The 15720-nt window shown below is 75.6% G+C and carries 17 protein-coding genes; 9 read left to right on the top strand and 8 right to left on the bottom strand.

The genetic code is table 11. From position 1 onward, the window contains the following. The first annotated feature begins 66 nt into the window (after window positions 1-66). The gene (locus MY520_RS19290) at window positions 67-540 is read left to right on the top strand and encodes a hypothetical protein (protein WP_436694184.1); all 474 of its coding nucleotides are present in this window, start codon (window positions 67-69) and stop codon (window positions 538-540) included. Between the two features lie 3 nt (window positions 541-543). Here the strand turns inward: MY520_RS19290 and MY520_RS19285 are convergent, their stop codons facing one another. Together MY520_RS19285 and MY520_RS19280 are read right to left on the bottom strand one after the other, a co-directional pair. Continuing rightward, window positions 544-1224: a response regulator gene (locus tag MY520_RS19285; RefSeq protein ID WP_436694183.1), complete on the bottom strand. Its 681-nt coding sequence runs from the start codon at window positions 1222-1224 to the stop codon at window positions 544-546. Next, window positions 1221-2846 carry a sensor histidine kinase gene (locus MY520_RS19280; RefSeq protein ID WP_436694182.1) on the bottom strand — a complete coding sequence of 542 codons (1626 nt, stop codon included), beginning with the start codon at window positions 2844-2846 and terminating at the stop codon, window positions 1221-1223. The genes MY520_RS19285 and MY520_RS19280 overlap by 4 nt, the downstream gene beginning before the upstream one ends. A gap of 167 nt (window positions 2847-3013) precedes the next feature. Here MY520_RS19280 and MY520_RS19275 point away from each other — a divergent pair, with 167 nt between their 5' ends. Further along, window positions 3014-4438 carry a cation:dicarboxylate symporter family transporter gene (locus MY520_RS19275; RefSeq protein WP_436694181.1) on the top strand — a complete coding sequence of 475 codons (1425 nt, stop codon included), beginning with the start codon at window positions 3014-3016 and terminating at the stop codon, window positions 4436-4438. A 55-nt stretch (window positions 4439-4493) separates the two neighbouring features. Here the strand turns inward: MY520_RS19275 and MY520_RS19270 are convergent, their stop codons facing one another. Genes MY520_RS19270 through MY520_RS19255 form a run of 4 tightly spaced genes read right to left on the bottom strand, consistent with a single transcriptional unit; the run spans window position 4494 to window position 7328 of the window. Next, window positions 4494-5591, bottom strand: coding sequence for a glycosyltransferase family 4 protein (locus tag MY520_RS19270; protein WP_436694180.1), 1098 nt, complete (start codon window positions 5589-5591; stop codon window positions 4494-4496). Next, window positions 5588-6568 carry a Gfo/Idh/MocA family protein gene (locus MY520_RS19265; RefSeq protein WP_436694179.1) on the bottom strand — a complete coding sequence of 327 codons (981 nt, stop codon included), beginning with the start codon at window positions 6566-6568 and terminating at the stop codon, window positions 5588-5590. The genes MY520_RS19270 and MY520_RS19265 overlap by 4 nt, the downstream gene beginning before the upstream one ends. A gap of 2 nt (window positions 6569-6570) precedes the next feature. Further along, the gene (locus MY520_RS19260) at window positions 6571-6957 is read right to left on the bottom strand and encodes a response regulator (protein WP_436694178.1); all 387 of its coding nucleotides are present in this window, start codon (window positions 6955-6957) and stop codon (window positions 6571-6573) included. 59 nt (window positions 6958-7016) lie between these two features. Beyond that, entirely contained in the window at window positions 7017-7328 is a 312-nt protein-coding gene (locus tag MY520_RS19255; RefSeq protein WP_436694177.1) for a hypothetical protein, read from the bottom strand. Between the two features lie 191 nt (window positions 7329-7519). On the opposite strand from MY520_RS19255, the gene MY520_RS19250 reads away from it, so the two are divergent. From MY520_RS19250 to MY520_RS19235, 4 genes are all read left to right on the top strand, one after another. Next, on the top strand, window positions 7520-9481 hold the full coding sequence (locus MY520_RS19250; protein ID WP_436694176.1) for a primary-amine oxidase: 1962 nt from the start codon (window positions 7520-7522) through the stop codon (window positions 9479-9481). Continuing rightward, a complete protein-coding gene (locus MY520_RS19245) occupies window positions 9474-10925 on the top strand; it encodes an APC family permease (protein ID WP_436694175.1) in 1452 nt (483 codons plus the stop codon). The genes MY520_RS19250 and MY520_RS19245 overlap by 8 nt, the downstream gene beginning before the upstream one ends. A 70-nt stretch (window positions 10926-10995) precedes the next feature. Further along, window positions 10996-11589 (top strand): TetR/AcrR family transcriptional regulator, encoded by a 594-nt coding sequence (locus MY520_RS19240; RefSeq protein WP_436694174.1) that lies wholly within the window; start codon window positions 10996-10998, stop codon window positions 11587-11589. Window positions 11590-11682: 93 nt separating this feature from the next. Next, on the top strand, window positions 11683-12378 hold the full coding sequence (locus tag MY520_RS19235) for an IclR family transcriptional regulator (RefSeq protein ID WP_436694173.1): 696 nt from the start codon (window positions 11683-11685) through the stop codon (window positions 12376-12378). Window positions 12379-12384: 6 nt separating this feature from the next. On the opposite strand, the gene MY520_RS19230 is transcribed toward MY520_RS19235, so the two are convergent. Together MY520_RS19230 and MY520_RS19225 are read right to left on the bottom strand one after the other, a co-directional pair. Next, on the bottom strand, window positions 12385-12516 hold the full coding sequence (locus MY520_RS19230) for a hypothetical protein (protein ID WP_436694172.1): 132 nt from the start codon (window positions 12514-12516) through the stop codon (window positions 12385-12387). Continuing rightward, on the bottom strand, window positions 12513-12851 hold the full coding sequence (locus MY520_RS19225) for a MaoC/PaaZ C-terminal domain-containing protein (RefSeq protein WP_436694171.1): 339 nt from the start codon (window positions 12849-12851) through the stop codon (window positions 12513-12515). Before MY520_RS19225 ends, MY520_RS19230 begins: the two co-directional genes overlap by 4 nt. A 179-nt stretch (window positions 12852-13030) precedes the next feature. On the opposite strand from MY520_RS19225, the gene MY520_RS19220 reads away from it, so the two are divergent. The 3 genes from MY520_RS19220 to MY520_RS19210 all read left to right on the top strand — a co-directional run. Continuing rightward, entirely contained in the window at window positions 13031-13603 is a 573-nt protein-coding gene (locus MY520_RS19220; RefSeq protein ID WP_436694170.1) for an OsmC family protein, read from the top strand. 80 nt (window positions 13604-13683) lie between these two features. Next, the gene (locus tag MY520_RS19215; RefSeq protein ID WP_436694169.1) at window positions 13684-14949 is read left to right on the top strand and encodes a flavin-containing monooxygenase; all 1266 of its coding nucleotides are present in this window, start codon (window positions 13684-13686) and stop codon (window positions 14947-14949) included. Then, a partial coding sequence (locus MY520_RS19210; RefSeq protein WP_436694168.1) for an NAD(P)/FAD-dependent oxidoreductase occupies window positions 14946-15720 on the top strand: 775 nt, incomplete at its 3' end. The genes MY520_RS19215 and MY520_RS19210, both read left to right, overlap by 4 nt.

The following is a 15720-nucleotide window of genomic DNA, read 5'->3' as shown; positions in this document are numbered from 1 at the left end:
AGCCGCCCGGGGGTTCCTCCGCGGATCGCCGTCCCCCGATACTGCGGCCGGCGGAGGGAGCCGGAGATGACCCGACGGCGGCAGACCCTGGCGACCGGAGCGCTGGCCGGCTACGTCGCCAGCCGCACGATGGACGCCGTCACCACGCTCTTCTACGCGCGGCAGAGCGAGGCGTCCAGGCGCCGGGAGCAGGAGCTCGCGCCGGGCGGCACGCTCGTGCAGCTGGGCCGGCAGCTCGGGCAGGTGGCCGGGCGGGATCTCGACGACGCGGCGGCCGGGCGGGTCGGGCTGGCGCTGCACCGCACCTTCGGCACGACCTACGGCGTGCTCGCCGCCGCGCTCACCCGGCGGGGCGTGCACCCGCTGGCCGCCGGGCTCGCCGTCGGCGCCGCGGCCTTCCTGGTCGTCGACGAGGGCACGTCCCTGCCGACGATGACCGACTACCCGCTGGTCACCCACGCCCGCGGCGTGGTGGGGCACTCGACCGTCGGGCTGACCATCGGGCTGCTGCTGTGGCTGACCCGCCCGGCCTGCGGCTGAGGGTCACCGCCAGCGGTACTCCATCTCGGGGCGGCCGGCGCCGCCGTAGCGGGGGGCGCGGTCGACCACGCCGGTGTCGGCGAGGTACTCCAGGTAGCGGCGGGCGGTGATCCGCGAGGCGCCGATCAGCTCGCCGGTCTCCGCGGCCGAGAGCCCGTCCCCGGCCCGGACGGCGGCGACGACGGCGTCCAGCGTCTCCCGCCCCATCCCCTTCGGCAGCGGCGCCGGCCGGCTGGGCCGTGCCGAACCGAGCACGCGGTCGACCTCGTCCTGGCCGGCGGCGTCGCCCGCGGCGTGCAACCGTGCCCGGTACTCGGCGTAGGCGGTCAGCCGGTCGCGCAGGGCCGGGTAGGTGAACGGCTTGAGCAGGTAGCCGACCACGCCGTGCGCCGCCGCCGCGCGCACCGTGGTGAGCTCCCGCGCCGAGGTGACCGCGAGGACGTCGACCTGCGCACCCGCCGCCCGGATCCGCCGGCACAGCTCGATGCCGTGCGTGTCGGGCAGGTTCATGTCCAGCAGCACCAGGTCGACCGGCAGCCGGGCCAGCGCGTCGAGGGCCTGCGCGCCGGTGCCGGCGACCGCGGCGGTGCCGAAGCCCGCCGTCCGGTCCACGTAGGCGCGGTGCGCCTCGGCGGCGACCGGCTCGTCCTCGACGACGAGCACGCGGATCACCGGGGCGCTCACCGGGCGGCTCCCGCCGGCACCGGGAGGGGCAGCGAGACCACGAACTCCGCGCCCGGGCCGGGGCGCACCGTGATCGTGCCGCCGTGCCGGCGCACCGCCTGCGCGACCAGGGCGAGCCCGAGGCCCCGGCCGAGCCCCGCGGGCGCGCCGCCGGCGTCCTTGGTCGACCAGCCGCGCTCGAAGACCCGCGGCAGGTCGGCCTCGGCGACACCCGGGCCGGTGTCCTCGACCCGGATCTCCAGCCGGCCGCCGGCGACCTCCAGGGCCAGCTGGACCTCCCGCGGCGGGTCCCCGGACAGCGCGGCGTCGATCGCGTTGTCCAGCAGGTTGCCGACGATGGTGACCAGGTCGCCGCCCGGGAGGCCGGTCTCCCCCACCGACGTCGCGGGGTCGATCTCCAGCAGCACGCCCCGCTCGTGCGCGGTCGCGGCCTTGCCCAGCAGCAGCGCGGCCAGCACCGGGTCACCCACCGCGCTGACCACCCGGTCGGTCAGCCGCTGCGCCGAGGCCAGCTGCGCGGTGGCGAACTCGATCGCCTCCTGGGTGCGGCCGAGCTCGACCAGCGAGACGGTGGTGTGCAGCCGGTTGGCCGCCTCGTGGGCCTGCGCCCGCAGCGACTCGGCGAAGGACCGCACGCTGTCCAGCTCGCCGGTCAGGGCCTGCAGGTCGGTGTGGTCCCGCAGGGTGACCACGGTGCCGGCCCCGCCGTCGGCGGCCTGCGGCGGCGCCTGGTTGACCACGAGCACGCGGGTGCCGGTCACGTGCACCTCGTCGACCGCGGTCCGCTGCTGGGTCAGCAGCGCGGTGAGCTCGGCGGGCAGGCCCAGGTCGGCGACGTGCCGGCCGGCCGGGTCGCCGTCTAGTCCCAGCAGCCGCCGCGCCTCGTCGTTGACCAGCTGCACCCGCCGCTCGCCGTCGACCAGCAGCAGGCCCTCCCGGACGGCGTGCAGCACCGCGTGGTGGTACTCGACCATGCGGGCCAGCTGCCCCGGCGAGAGGCCGTGGGTCTGCCGCTGCAGCCGGCGGCTGAGCGCCCAGCTGCCCAGCCCGCCGACGGCGAGGGTGACCAGGGCGGTCCCGGCGATCCCGGGGACGGCGGCGGCGAGGTCCTCCCCGATGGCCTCGACGGTGATGCCCGCGGACACCAGCGCCACGACCTCCCCGCCGGCGCCCACCACCGGGCCGGTCGCCCGCACCGACGGGCCGAGGGTGCCGGTGTAGGTCTCGGTGAACGTCTCCCCCGCCAGCGCCGGGGCGATCGTGCCGCGGAAGGGACGGCCGATCTGGTCGCGATCGGGGTGGGTGTACCGGGTGCGGTCGGGGGCGAGGACGGTGATGAACGAGGTGCCGGTGTCGGCCCGCACCTGCTCCACGTAGGGCTGCAGCACCGCGGACGGGTCGGGGCCGGTCACCGCCTCGAGCACGAGCGGGGAGTCGGCGAGGCTCTCCACGATGGCCGTCGTCTCCTGCTCGGCGGACTGCTGCACCGCCTGGCGGGCGTCGAGGTAGGCGACGGCCGTGGCGGTGAGGACGACGACGCCGACCACGAGCGCCTGCAGCAGCAGCAGCCGCCGGGCCAGGCTCGGGTCGCGGCGGTGCGGGAGGGAGGCGGGCACGCGCACGTGCCGAGTGTGCCGCCTGCCGGACCCGCCGCCGTCCGGCGTGAACGCAATGACCGAATGCGTGACCGCCGTCACCCCGGCCAGCAGTGTGACTGGCGTCGCCCTCCACGGGGCAGAACCCACCGGACCCGGGAGGCACTCGCCTCCGGCCGACGACAGGAGACGTCATGGCGTCAGGCACCGAGCACGACACACCGCCCGCCGCCCGGAAGAAGGACCGGACGCACTGGCTCTACATCGCCGTCATCGGGGCGGTGGTGCTCGGCATCGCCGTCGGCTTCGCGTTCCCCGAGTTCGCCACCAGCCTCAAGTGGCTGGGCACCGCGTTCGTGGGCCTGATCAAGATGCTGATCGCGCCCGTCATCTTCTGCACGATCGTGCTGGGCATCGGCGCGATCCGGCAGGCGGCCAAGGTCGGCCGGATCGGTGGGCTCGCGCTCGGCTACTTCATCCTCATGTCGACCGTCGCCCTGACGATCGGCCTGCTGGTGGGCAACCTCATCCACCCCGGGGACGGGCTGCAGCTCTCCGACGAGCTGCGGGGGCAGGGTGCGGAGCTGGCGACGACGGCCGAGGAGGGCGGCGGCACCATCGACTTCGTGCTGGGCCTGATCCCGACGACGCTGCTGTCGGCCCTGACCGAGGGCTCGGTGCTGCAGGCGCTGCTGGTCGCGCTGCTCGTCGGGTTCGCGATCCAGGCCATGGGCCGCTCCGGTGAGCCGATCCTGCGCGCGGTCGGGATCCTGCAGAAGCTGGTGTTCCGCATCCTCTCGATGGTCATGTGGCTGGCGCCGATCGGGGCGTTCGGGGCGATCGCGGCCGTCGTCGGGGAGACCGGCATCGACGCGCTGAAGAGCCTGGCCGTGCTCATGCTGGCCTTCTACATCACCTGCGCGATCTTCGTGTTCGTCATCCTCGGGACGATCCTGCGCCTCGTCGCCCACGTGAACGTCTTCACGCTGATGAAGTACCTGGGCCGGGAGTTCCTGCTGATCGTCTCGACCTCGTCGTCGGAGACGGCGCTGCCCCGGTTGATCGCGAAGATGGAGCACGCCGGCGTCAGCCAGCCGGTCGCCGGCATCGTCGTCCCGACCGGCTACTCCTTCAACCTCGACGGCACCGCGATCTACCTGACGATGGCCTCGCTGTTCATCGCCTCGGCACTGGGCGACCCGCTGACGGTCGGCGAGCAGATCGGCCTGCTGGTCTTCATGATCATCGCGTCCAAGGGTGCCGCCGGGGTCACCGGCGCCGGCCTGGCCACGCTGGCCGGCGGGCTCTCGGCCCACCGTCCGGACCTGCTCGACGGCGTGGGCCTGATCGTCGGCATCGACCGCTTCATGTCCGAGGCCCGCGCGGTGACCAACTTCGCCGGCAACGCGATCGCGACCGTCCTGGTCGCCACCTGGACCAAGGAGCTCGACCGCGAGCAACTGTCGGCGGCACTGTCCGGCGAGAGCCCCTTCGACGAGGAGACGATGCTCGACGACCACGGCGACTCCGACCTGCCCGAGTCCGGCAGCAACGCCGGACCCGGACAGCGGGACGCCGAGGCCGCGCAGCGGGAGGGGGCGCAGGCGTCGGTGCGCTGACCGTTCCGACCTGACGAGGGTGCCCGGCCGTGCGGCCGGGCACCCTCGTCGCGGCTCACGCGGGGGCCAGCTCGTCGAGCAGGGCCCGCCACCGCGGCAGGACGGCGGGCACGCTGAACCGCGCCTCCACGTCCGCCCGCAGCTGCCGCCCCAGCCGGCGGCGCAGCGCCGGGGAGCGCACCACCCGGCCCAGCGCCTCCGCCACCGCCACCGGGTCCCGGTGCGGGACGAACAGCACGTTGCGCCCGTGCACCAGGTGCTGGCCGGCGCCGTTGTCGGGGGTCGCGACCACCGGCAGGCAGGCGGCCCCGGCCTCGGCCAGGACATGCGGCATCCCCTCCCCCTCCGACAGCCAGACCAGGGCGTCCAGCCCGGTCAGCAGCCGGGGGACGTCGGCCCGGTCGCCCAGCCAGCGCACCCGCCCGTCCAGCCCGAGCCGGGTGGCCAGATCGCGCAGTGTGTCGGCGTGCTCCGGGTACATGAAGTTCGGGCCGCCGACCAGGACCCAGCGCACCTCCGGGTGCTCCTCGGCCAGCAGCGCGGCGGCCGCGAGCACGTCCTCCACCCGCTTCTTCCGGTCCAGCCGGCCGATCCAGCCGAGGACCGGGACGTCGTCGGCCAGACCCCACTCGCGGCGCACGGCGGCCCGCCGGCCCGGGTCGAACTCGCCGAGGTCGACCATGGACGGGATCTCCAGCGCGTGGTGCGGCCGGTCGGGCATGCGGGCGGCCGCGGCGTCCCGGATGGAGGCGCAGACCCCGACGTAGCGGTCGGTGCCGTCCTTGGACCCGGACTCGGCCTCCCGGACCAGCCCGCCGTGCTCGACCAGCGGCGGCCGGTCCTCCAGCCGCGCCAGGGCGGGGTGGACGAACGGCACGCCCTGGCTGGCCACCACGACGTCGTGGCCCGGGATCACGCGGGCCAGGTGGTCCACGACCTCGTCGTCGGGCAGGTCGCACGGGGTGGTGTCGACGGGGACGCCGCACTCGGCCAGCTGGGCGTGCGTCTGCTCCGGCATCCCGGGGCGGCGCAGGCAGACGACGACGTCGATCTCCCAGGCGGGCCGCAGGTGCCGGCTCAGCAGGCGCACCTCCGTCTCCTCACCCCCCACGACCAGCCAGTGGAAGACCCACAGCAGCCGGCGGGTCCTCACCGGCCGTCTCCCGCCGGGACGCGCAGCGGCACTCCCTCGGCGACCGACCGGGCCGCGGTGACGGTCACGCGGTGGGTGCGCAGCGCCTCGGCGTAGTCGGCGCGGGTGCGGTCGGGGCCACCCTGCACGGCGTCGACGAAGGCGCGGTCCTCCCGCGCGAACGGGTCGCCCGCGGCGGTCCGCTCCTCGCGGCCGTCGGCGTCGACGACGGTGAGGGTCTTCTCGGTGAGCTCGGCGACCACGCCGTCGGCGACCAGCTGCAGGCCGACGGCGTGCGGACCGGCCAGCAGGCAGCTGGCCACGAACGTGCCGACGGCCCCGGTGGCGAAGCGCACCGCGACGGTGGTGACGTCGTCGACGTCGCTGTCGGGGAACCCGGCCCGCTCCGACCGGGCGCCGAAGCCGTGGACCTCCTCGATCTCCCCGACGAGCAGCCGCGCGGTGTCGACCAGGTGCGTGACCTGCTCGACGAGCTGGCCGCCGGAGAGGTCGCGGCGCTGCCACCAGGGCACCGGCGGGGTGGCGTCCAGCCAGGAGCCGACGGCCAGCCGGGCCGGCCGGGCGGCCAGCAGGCCCCGCAGGTGCTCGACGGTGTCGATCCACCGCCAGTGGTAGCCGACGCCGGTGACCAGCCCCTTCTCCCGGACGACGGCGTCGATCTCCTCCGCCGTCGCCAGGTCGGTGGCCAGCGGCTTCTCCACGAAGAACGGCAGCCCGCGGGCCGCGGCGGCCAGCTCCGGGGCGCCGTGCGCGAACGGCGGCACGCACACGTAGACGGCGTCGGGCCGCGCCTCGTCGAGCATGGCGTCGACGTCGGCGAAGACCGCGGCGCCCACCGTGCCGGCGAGGGTGCGCGCGCGTTCGGTGTCCGGGTCGGCGATCGCGACCACCCGCACGTCGTCGAAGCGCGCCAGCGTGCGCACGTGGCGCCGGGCGATGACGCCGGCGCCGACGACGCCGATCCGGGTCTGTGGCACGGTCACTCCTCAGGGACGGCGCTCGCGCGCGGACTCCACGCGGTGCCGCCGGCGGCGACCTCGCGGACGTGCTGGGCCAGGTCGGTGACGTCGCCCTTGAGCAGGTAGCCGGCCAGGCCGAGGCGGCGCGCCGCCCGGACGGCGGTGGGGTCGAGCAGAGCACTGTGCAGGACGACGCGCACCTCCGGCTGGACGTCCAGCAGCCGGCGGGCCGCCTCGAGGCCGTCGACCCGCGGCATGACCAGGTCCATGAGGACGACGTCCGGCCGGGCGCGCTGCGCCGCCTCGACGACCTCCGCCCCGTCCGCGCACTCGGCGACGACGCGGATGTCGCCGGTGTCGGCGAAGACGTCGGCCAGGACGCGGCGCAGGGCCGCGGAGTCGTCCACGACGAGCAGCCTGACGCCCACCGGGGGCGCGGCACCACCCCGCGCGCCGGGTCCGGGTGTCACACAGCAGGAGACGCGGGCCCCGGCGACCCATGACGCGGCCCGCGCGGTCCGCGGCCGGCGAGGAGCAGCCCCGCACCCGCGAGTCCCAGCCCGAGGGCGGGCACCAGCACCATGGCCGCGCCGAGCGCGCCCTGCGCCGGGCCGCCGGCGTGCGCGTGGGCGCCGCCGGGCCCCAGCAACGGGTGTGCGACCAGCATGGCCGCCGCGACGAGGCCGGCCTGGGCCCACGCGCGGCGCCGCGGCAGGAGAACCAGGTGCAGCGCGCACGGCAGGCAGGCCAGCCCCATGGCCAGCAGGACCAGGGCCACCGCGGGAGTGGCCCCGGCGGCGGCCGTCGCGACGTGCAGTGCCGCCGAGGTGACGGCCAGGAACGCAGCGCAGGACCGCAGTACCGGCCGGTCGATCGACTTTCGGACGGGGGCTTCACATACCGATGCGGCACTTGTAACCTGTGTCACGCCATGTTTCTACACCCGTAGAACCAAGAGAGGGAAGCCCCATGGCCGCACCCGCCGCCGCACCGCCCCGCAGCCATCCACTCGAGCGGCTGACCGCGGAGGAGATCTCCGCCGCCCGCCAGGTCCTCGTGGACGCCGGTCTCGTGGCCGAGACCACCCGCTTCGTCTACGTCGGCCTGGAGGAGCCCGCCAAGTCGGCGCTGTCGGACACCGCCGCCGCGCCGGACCGGCGGGTGCGGGCACTCCTGCACGACGTCTCGCGCCCGGCCGCCCGGGACGTCGTCGTCTCGGTGAGCCGCGGCGAGCTGGTGTCCGACCGGGCGCTGGACGCCGCGACCGACGGCCAGCTGCCGGTGCTGGACGAGGAGTTCGCCCTCGTGGAGGAGGTCCTCGCGACCGACGAGCGGTGGCTGGCGGCGCTGGCCGCCCGCGACCTGGACGTGGCGGACGTGAGGGTGGCCCCGCTGTCGGCGGGCGTCTTCGAGTACCCGGAGGAGGAGGGCCGGCGGATCCTGCGCGGGCTGGCCTTCCGCCAGGACCACCCCGAGGACCACCCCTGGGCCCACCCGATCGACGGGCTGGTGGCCTACGTCGACGTCATGAACAAGACCGTCGACCAGGTCGTCGACATGGGGCCCGTGCCGATCCCCGAGGAGCACGGCAACTTCACCGACCCGGAGCTCACCGGCCCGCTGCGCACCACCCAGAAGCCGATCGAGATCACCCAGCCCGAGGGCCCGAGCTTCACCCTCGACGGCAACCTGCTCACCTGGGAGGGCTGGCAGCTGCGCGTGGGCTTCGACGCCCGCGAGGGCCTGACGCTGCACCAGATCGGCTTCGTCGACGGCGGCCGGCTGCGGCCGGTCATCTACCGCGCCTCGATCGCCGAGATGGTCGTCCCCTACGCTGACCCCTCCCCGATCCGGTCCTGGCAGAACTACTTCGACACCGGCGAGTACCTGGTCGGCCGCTACGCCAACGCCCTGGAGCTCGGCTGCGACTGCCTCGGCGACATCACCTACCTGGACGCGGTGATCGCCGACGAGCGCGGCAACCCGCAGGTGCTGCCCAACGCCGTCTGCATGCACGAGGAGGACTTCGGGATCCTCTGGAAGCACAGCGACCTGTGGACCGGCTCGTCCGAGACCCGCCGCCAGCGCCGCATGGTGATCAGCTTCTTCACCACGATCGGCAACTACGACTACGGGTTCTACTGGTACCTCTACCTCGACGGCACCATCGGCTTCGAGGTCAAGGCCACCGGCATCGTCTTCACGTCCGCCCACCCCGGGGCCGGCTACCCGTACGCCTCCGAGATCGCCCCCGGCCTCGGCGCGCCCTACCACCAGCACCTGTTCAGCGCCCGGCTGGACATGACCGTCGACGGCCCGACCAACACCGTCGAGGAGCTCGACTTCGTCCGTGTCCCGATGGGACCGGACAACCCGCGGGGCAACGCCTTCACCCAGCGGCGGACGACGCTGCGCCGGGAGTCCGAGGCGCAGCGGATGGCCGACCAGGGCGTCGGCCGGGTCTGGCACGTGAGCAACCCGAACAGCCGCAACCGGCTCGGTGAGCCCGTCGCCTACGCCCTGTACCCGGAGGGGCAGCCGGTCCTGCTCGCCGACGAGGGCAGCTCCATCCACCGCCGGGCCACCTTCGCGACCAGGCACCTGTGGGTCACCGCCTACGACCCGGCCGAGCGCTACGCGGCCGGCGACTTCGTCAACCAGCACAAGGGCGGCGCCGGCCTGCCGGAGTACACCGCCGCCGACCGGGACCTCGACGGCACCGACGTCGTCGTCTGGCACACCTTCGGCCTCACCCACGTCCCCCGGCCCGAGGACTGGCCGATCATGCCGGTCGACCGCACCGGCTTCCAGCTCAAGCCCGTCGGCTTCTTCGACCGCAACCCCACGCTGGACGTCCCGCCCAGCGCCAGTGCCCACTGCCGGTCCCGCGCCGCCGGCTCCCCCCAGGACGGCGGTTCCTGCCATGAGTGAGCTCTCCCCGCCCCGCCCGGACGTCGCCGCCCCCGAGGAGGGGTCCGGCCGCGGTCTGCGCGGCTCGATCGGCGTCATCGGCATCGTGTTCCTCGTCGTCGCCGCCGCCGCGCCGCTGACCGCGATCGGCGGCGCCCTGCCGGTCATGCTGGCCATCGGCAACGGCCCCGGGAACCCGCTGGCCTACGTCGTGGCGGCCGTCGTCCTGCTGCTGTTCAGCGTCGGCTACGCCGCGATGAGCCGGCACGTGGTCGACGCCGGCGCCTTCTACGCCTACGTCACCAAGGGGCTCGGCGCGCCGGTCGGCGTGGGTTCGGCGGGCCTGGCCCTGCTCACCTACACCGCCATCCAGGCCGGTCTCTACGGGCTGGCCGGGGCGACGGCGCAGGGCCTGGTCGTCCAGTACGGCGGCCCCGACCTGCCGTGGTGGGTGTGGGCGTTCCTGCTCATGGCCCTCGTCGCGCTCCTGGGCTACCGCAACATCGACGTCGGCACCAAGGTCCTCGGGGTCCTGCTGACCCTCGAGATCGCGGTCATCGCCGTGGTGGCCGTCGCCGTCCTGGTGCAGGGCGGGGCCGACGGCATCGAGTTCTCCTCGTTCACCCCGTCGGCGTTCTTCTCCGGCGCCCCGGGGATCAGCATCATGTTCGCGATCGCCTCCTTCATCGGCTTCGAGGCGACCGCGATCTACGGCGAGGAGGCGCGCAACCCGCGGCGCACCGTGCCGCTGGCGACCTACGTCGCGGTGGTCTCCATCGGCGCCTTCTACGCGCTGGCCAGCTGGGCCATCGTCCTGGCCTTCGGCAGCGACGGCGTGGTGGCGGCCGCCCAGGCCGACACCGCGGGCCTGGTGTTCGCGGCCGGTGCCCAGTACGTGACGCCGGGCCTGGCCGACGTGATGGTGATCCTGCTGCTCACCAGCCTGTTCGCCGCACTGCTGGCGTTCCACAACGCGGTCTCGCGCTACCTCTTCGCGCTCGGTCGCGAGCGGCGGGCCCCGGCCGGGCTGGGCCGGACGCACTCCCGGCACGGCTCGCCGCACGTGGGGTCGCTGACCCAGACGGCATCGGCCGCGGTCATCGTGGCGGTCTTCGCGCTGGCCGGCTCCGACCCGGTGCTCCAGCTGTTCACCTGGATGTCCGGCCTCGCGACGGTCAGCATCCTCGTGCTGATGGTGCTCACCAGCCTGGCGGTCCTGGCGTTCTTCGCGCGGACGAAGGTCGACCGGCGGGTGTGGCACACGCGGGTGGCGCCGGTGCTCGGCACCCTCGGGCTGGTCGGCGTCACGGTCCTGGTGCTGAGCAACTTCACCACGCTGATCAGCGGGGACGCCGTCCTGGCCGCCGTCCTGCTGGTGGTCATCGCGCTGGCGTTCGCCGGCGGGGTCGTCGTCGCGGTCGCCCAGCGGTCCCGCCGCGCGCCGGCGGGGGACGCCGTCCGGTGACGACCCGGCCCGGGTTCCCGTCCCCGCGTCCACGACACTGACGGTCGGACGACGAGGGGACGGGAGCCCGGTGCCGAGACTGGTGGACCGCGACGCGAAGCGTCGCGAGATCCTCGAGGTGACCTGGCGGCTGATGGCCACCCAGGGGGCCGACGCCGCCACGATGCGCGAGATCGCGCGCGAGGCGGGCTACGCCAACGGCGCGCTCGCCTACTACTTCGCGAACAAGGAAGCGCTGATCGAGGCGGCCTTCGTCTACGTCTTCGACCGCACGAACGAGCGGATCCGGGCCGCGGTCGAGGGCAGGCGCGGCCTGACGGCGCTGCGCGCCTTCCTCGTCGAGGTGCTGCCCACCACGGAGCTCACCGTCCTCGAGGCGCGCATCGTCCTGCCGTTCTGGAGCCGCACGGTGACCGACGAGCGGCTGGGGGAGATCAGCGACGCCGCCATGACCACCTGGCGCCGGGACCTCTGCGCCCTCCTCGCCGAGGGACGGGCCGACGGCGAGGTCACCGTGGCCACGCCCGACGGCGTCCTCGCCGAGCAGCTGCTCGCCATGGCCATGGGCCTGCAGGTCCTGGCCACCCTGCCCAGCAACCCGACGCCCCCGGAGACCCAGCTCGGCCTGCTCGACACCTTCCTGGCCGGCCTGCGCGCCGGCTGACCCCGGGGCGCCGATCCGGGTCCCCGCCCTCGCGGGGGCCGGTCACCTGCGCCCGTAGGCTGGTTCCGGCACGGAGGACCCGGGAGGACGGCGATGGCGGCAGAGGACGGCGCGGCGAGCGCGCCGCAGTCGCAGACCCTCGACCGCGGCCTCCGGATCCTCGAGCACCTCGCCGCCGTGGGCACCCCGCAGCCGGTCATGGAGATCGCGCAGGGCGTGGGGCTGCACCGCTCGATCACCTATCGGCTGCTGCGCACCCTCGAGGACCACCAGCTCGTCGAGCGGGACCGCGCCGGCCACTTCTGGCTCGGGCTGGGCCTGGCCGCGCTGGCCCGCGGGGTCCGTTCCGGCCTGCAGGCCGCCGCCCTCCCCCGCCTCGACGACCTCGTCGCCGAGCTCGGCATGACCGCGTTCCTCGTCGTCCGGGCCGGCGACGACGCGGTGACCGTCACGACGGTCGAGCCGCACGACACCACCGCGCACGTCGTCTACCGCCCCGGCACCCGCCACCCGGTCGGCCGCGGCGCCCCAGGCCTGGCGCTGCTCATGCCCGAACCGCCCGCTCCCGACGACCGGCCGGAGCTCGACGAGGCCCGGCGCACCGGCTGGGCGAGCTCTCAGGGCGAGGTCATCCCCGGCCTGCGGTCGATCGCCGCGCCCGTCCCCGGACCCGACGGCGGGGCGCGGGCCGCGGTCGCCGTGGTCTACGTCGACGACACCGTGGACGTCGGGCGCGTGGGCCGGGCCGTGGCCGCCGCCGCGGCGAAGGTGGCCGCCGCCCTGCGCTGACCGCGCCTACCGGGTCGCGCGGGCCACCTCCGGGTCGCGCCAGACGACCGCCGTGCCCTCCAGCACGACGACGCCGTCCTGGTTGGTGATCGTCGTGGCCAGGTGGGTGACCGGCTTGTCGGTGCGGACGCCGGTCACCTCGGCCCGGGCGGTGAGGAGGTCCCCGGGGCGCGGAAGCTCCAGGCGACGGAGAGGAAGACGCTGCCGGGGCCGGGCAGGTCCTCGGCGACCAGCGCGTTGAGCAGGCCGCTGGTCACCCCGCCCTGGACGACGACGCCGCCGAACCGCGAGCGCGCGGCCAGGGCCGGGTCGGTGTGCAGGGGGTTGGCGTCCCCGGTCAGCTCGGTGAACAGGCCGATGTCCTCGGCCCGCACCCGGCGGCTGCGGCTCGCGCTGTCGCCGACCCGCGGCCCGGGCTCCCGCGCGCGGGCCTCGTCGTCGGTGTGCGCCCCCACCGGGAGCACGCTGCTCATCTCGACCTCCTCCACCCGGCGGATCGACGCCGGACCGGGTTGCCGCCGACGGTGCACGCGGGGGCTTCCCCGGACCTTCCGCGCACCGCCGAGGGCCCCGCCGTCGCGGAAGGCCGGGGGAAGGTCGCGGCCCTAGCGTCCCGCAGCGTCAGGAACGACCCTCCCGAGGAGACCCCGTCATGACGCAGACCCCGACCCGCCCGGCCCGCAACGGCGTGGACGTCCCGACGCTGTTCGCCACGCTGGACGCCGTGCGCGGCACCCCCTCGCTCGCCGACTTCCGCTTCCGGGCGAGCAACACCTGGATCAGCGGCACGCACAGCCGCACCGAGATCCAGGGCTTCTACGGCGCCGGCCAGGAGGACACCAGCCGCACCGAGCCGTTCGTCTCCGACGCCGACCACCCGGCGGTCCTCGTCGGCACCGGCCAGGGCCCCACCCCGGTGGAGACCCTGCTGCACGCCATCGCCGCCTGCCTCACCGCCGGCCTGGCCAACATCGCCGCCGCCCGCGGCGTGACGCTCACCCGGGTGCGGTCGACCGTCGAGGGCGACATCGACCTGCTCGGCATCCTCGGACTCTCCGACGACGTCCGGAACGGCTACCGGCAGATCCGGGTGTCCTTCGAGATCGAGGGCGACGCCGCGCCGGAGCAGCTGGCGGCCCTGGTCGAGCAGTCCCGCCGCCGGTCGGCCGTCTACGACGTGCTGTCCCATGGCACCGACGTCGTCATCGACGTCACCACCCCCTGAGCGGCCGCGCCGCCTCCCCCCGCCGGCCGGTCCGCCCTCCCCGGGCGGCCCGGCGCGGCCCGGCACCCCCGGAGCTCGCCATGACCCCCGTCCCCGTCGCCGTCGTCGGTGCCGGACAGGCCGGCCTCGCGGTCAGCCGGCTGCTCACCGAGGCCGACGTCGACCACGTCGTCCTCGAGCGCGGCCGCGCGGCCGAGCACTGGCGCTCCGCCCGCTGGCGGTCGCTGCGCCTGCTGACCCCCAACTGGATGAGCCGGCTGCCCGGCTGGCGGTACGCCGGCCCCGACCCCGCCGGCTACATGTCCGCCCGCGAGGTCGCGGACTACCTCTCCGCCTACGCCGTCGCCTCCCGGGCCCCGGTGGTCGAGGGCGCCGCCGTCGAGTCCCTGCGGCCCGCCCCGGCCGGCTACCGGATCGCCACGGCCGCCGGGCACTGGACCACCCGGGCCGTCGTCGTCGCGACCGGCTGGTCGGACCTGCCGTCGGTCCCGGCCGCCGCGGCCCGGCTCGACCGCTCGCTGGTGCAGCTGACCGCCGCGTCCTACCGCGACCCGGCCGGGCTGCCCGACGCCGGTGTGCTGGTGGTCGGCGCGTCGGCGTCCGGGGTGCAGCTGGCCGACGAGATCGCCGCGACCGGCCGCCCGGTCACGCTCGCCGTCGGCCGGCACGCCCGCGTCCCCCGGCGCTACCGCGGGATGGAGATCCTGTGGTGGCTGGACGCGATGGGGCTGCTCGACCGCCGGGTCCGCCCGCACGTCGCCCCCGCCGACACGCCGCCGGACCCCTCGCTGCAGCTGGTCGGCCGGCCCGACGACCGCGCGGTCGACCTGCCCGCCCTGCAGGCCCGCGGGATCACCCTGACCGGGCGGCTGCTGGCCGCCGACGGCACCCGGCTCCGGTTCGCCGACGACCTGCCCCTGACCACCCGGGCGGCCGACGACCACATGGCCGGCCTGCTGCACCGCATCGACAGCTACGCCGCCGCCGTCGGCCTGGCCGACGAGGTCCTCCCCGCCCCGCCCGCCCTGCCCGGCATCCGGACTGCCCAGCCGCCCGTCGAGCTGGACCTGGCCGCGGCCGGGATCGGCGCGGTGGTCTGGGCCACCGGCTACCGGCGGTCGTATCCGTGGCTGCACGTGCCCGTGCTCGACGCGGCCGGCGAGATCCGGCACGTCGCCGGGACGACGGCCGCGCGCGGGCTGCACGTGGTCGGCATGCGGATGCAGACCCGCCGTAACTCGACCTTCCTCGACGGCGTCCGCCACGACGCCGCGGCCGTCGTCGGCCGGCTGCTGGCCGACCTCGGGGCCGGCGTGCCCCGCGAGGCGCTGCGGAGCGCGGCGTGAACCCCCGGTGGGACGTCGTGGTGGTGGGCGCCCGCGCCGCCGGCGCCTCCACGGCGATGCTGCTGGCCCGCGCCGGCCTGCGGGTGCTCTGCGTGGACCGCGCCCGGTACGGCAGCGACACGGTGTCGACGCACGCGCTCATGCGCGCCGGGGTCCTGCAACTGTCGCGCTGGGGTCTGCTCGACGCGATCCGCGAGGCCGGCACCCCGCCGGTCCGGCGCACCGTCTTCCACTACGGCGACGAGACGGTGGCGGTGACGGTCCGGCCGACCCCCGAGGTCGACGCCCTCTACGCGCCGCGCCGCACCGTGCTCGACCCCGTCCTGGCCGACGCCGCGGTGCGGGCCGGCGCCACCGTCCGGTACGGCACGCCGGTGACCGGGCTGCTGCGGGGGCACGACGGGCGGGTCACCGGCGTCCTCACCCGGGACCGCGACGGCCGGCCGCGCGAGGAGACCGCGGCGCTGGTCGTCGGTGCCGACGGCCGCTCCTCCCTCGTCGCCGACGCGGTCGGCGCCCCGGTCCGCTACGCGGGCTCGGCCGCGGCCGAGATCGTCTACGGCTACTGGGCCGAGCTCCCGGTCGACGGGTACGACTGGCTCTACCGGCCCGGCGTCAGCGCCGGGGCGATCCCCACGAACGACGGGCTCACCTGCGTCTTCGCCGGCGGGCGGCCCGGCGTGGTGGCCGGCCTGGTGCGGGCGCACGGGCCCGAGGGGGCGCTGCGCGCGCTGACCGCGCCCGGCCCGCTCGGCCCCGGGCTCGCCGCGG

Source organism: Geodermatophilus sp. CPCC 205506 (assembly GCF_051383635.1).
Lineage (GTDB): Bacteria > Actinomycetota > Actinomycetes > Mycobacteriales > Geodermatophilaceae > Geodermatophilus.
Note: the sequence above shows the minus strand (reverse complement) of the source record. Positions and strands in the feature narration are given on the sequence as shown.

Coding starts and splice junctions, on each gene's coding strand:
- MY520_RS19250 (WP_436694176.1), top strand. CDS start 7,520: ATGGCCGCACCCGCCGCCGCACCGCCCCGCAGCCATCCACTCGAGCGG.
- MY520_RS19225 (WP_436694171.1), bottom strand. CDS start 12,851: ATGAGCAGCGTGCTCCCGGTGGGGGCGCACACCGACGACGAGGCCCGC.
- MY520_RS19235 (WP_436694173.1), top strand. CDS start 11,683: ATGGCGGCAGAGGACGGCGCGGCGAGCGCGCCGCAGTCGCAGACCCTC.
- MY520_RS19245 (WP_436694175.1), top strand. CDS start 9,474: ATGAGTGAGCTCTCCCCGCCCCGCCCGGACGTCGCCGCCCCCGAGGAG.
- MY520_RS19220 (WP_436694170.1), top strand. CDS start 13,031: ATGACGCAGACCCCGACCCGCCCGGCCCGCAACGGCGTGGACGTCCCG.
- MY520_RS19290 (WP_436694184.1), top strand. CDS start 67: ATGACCCGACGGCGGCAGACCCTGGCGACCGGAGCGCTGGCCGGCTAC.
- MY520_RS19215 (WP_436694169.1), top strand. CDS start 13,684: ATGACCCCCGTCCCCGTCGCCGTCGTCGGTGCCGGACAGGCCGGCCTC.
- MY520_RS19275 (WP_436694181.1), top strand. CDS start 3,014: ATGGCGTCAGGCACCGAGCACGACACACCGCCCGCCGCCCGGAAGAAG.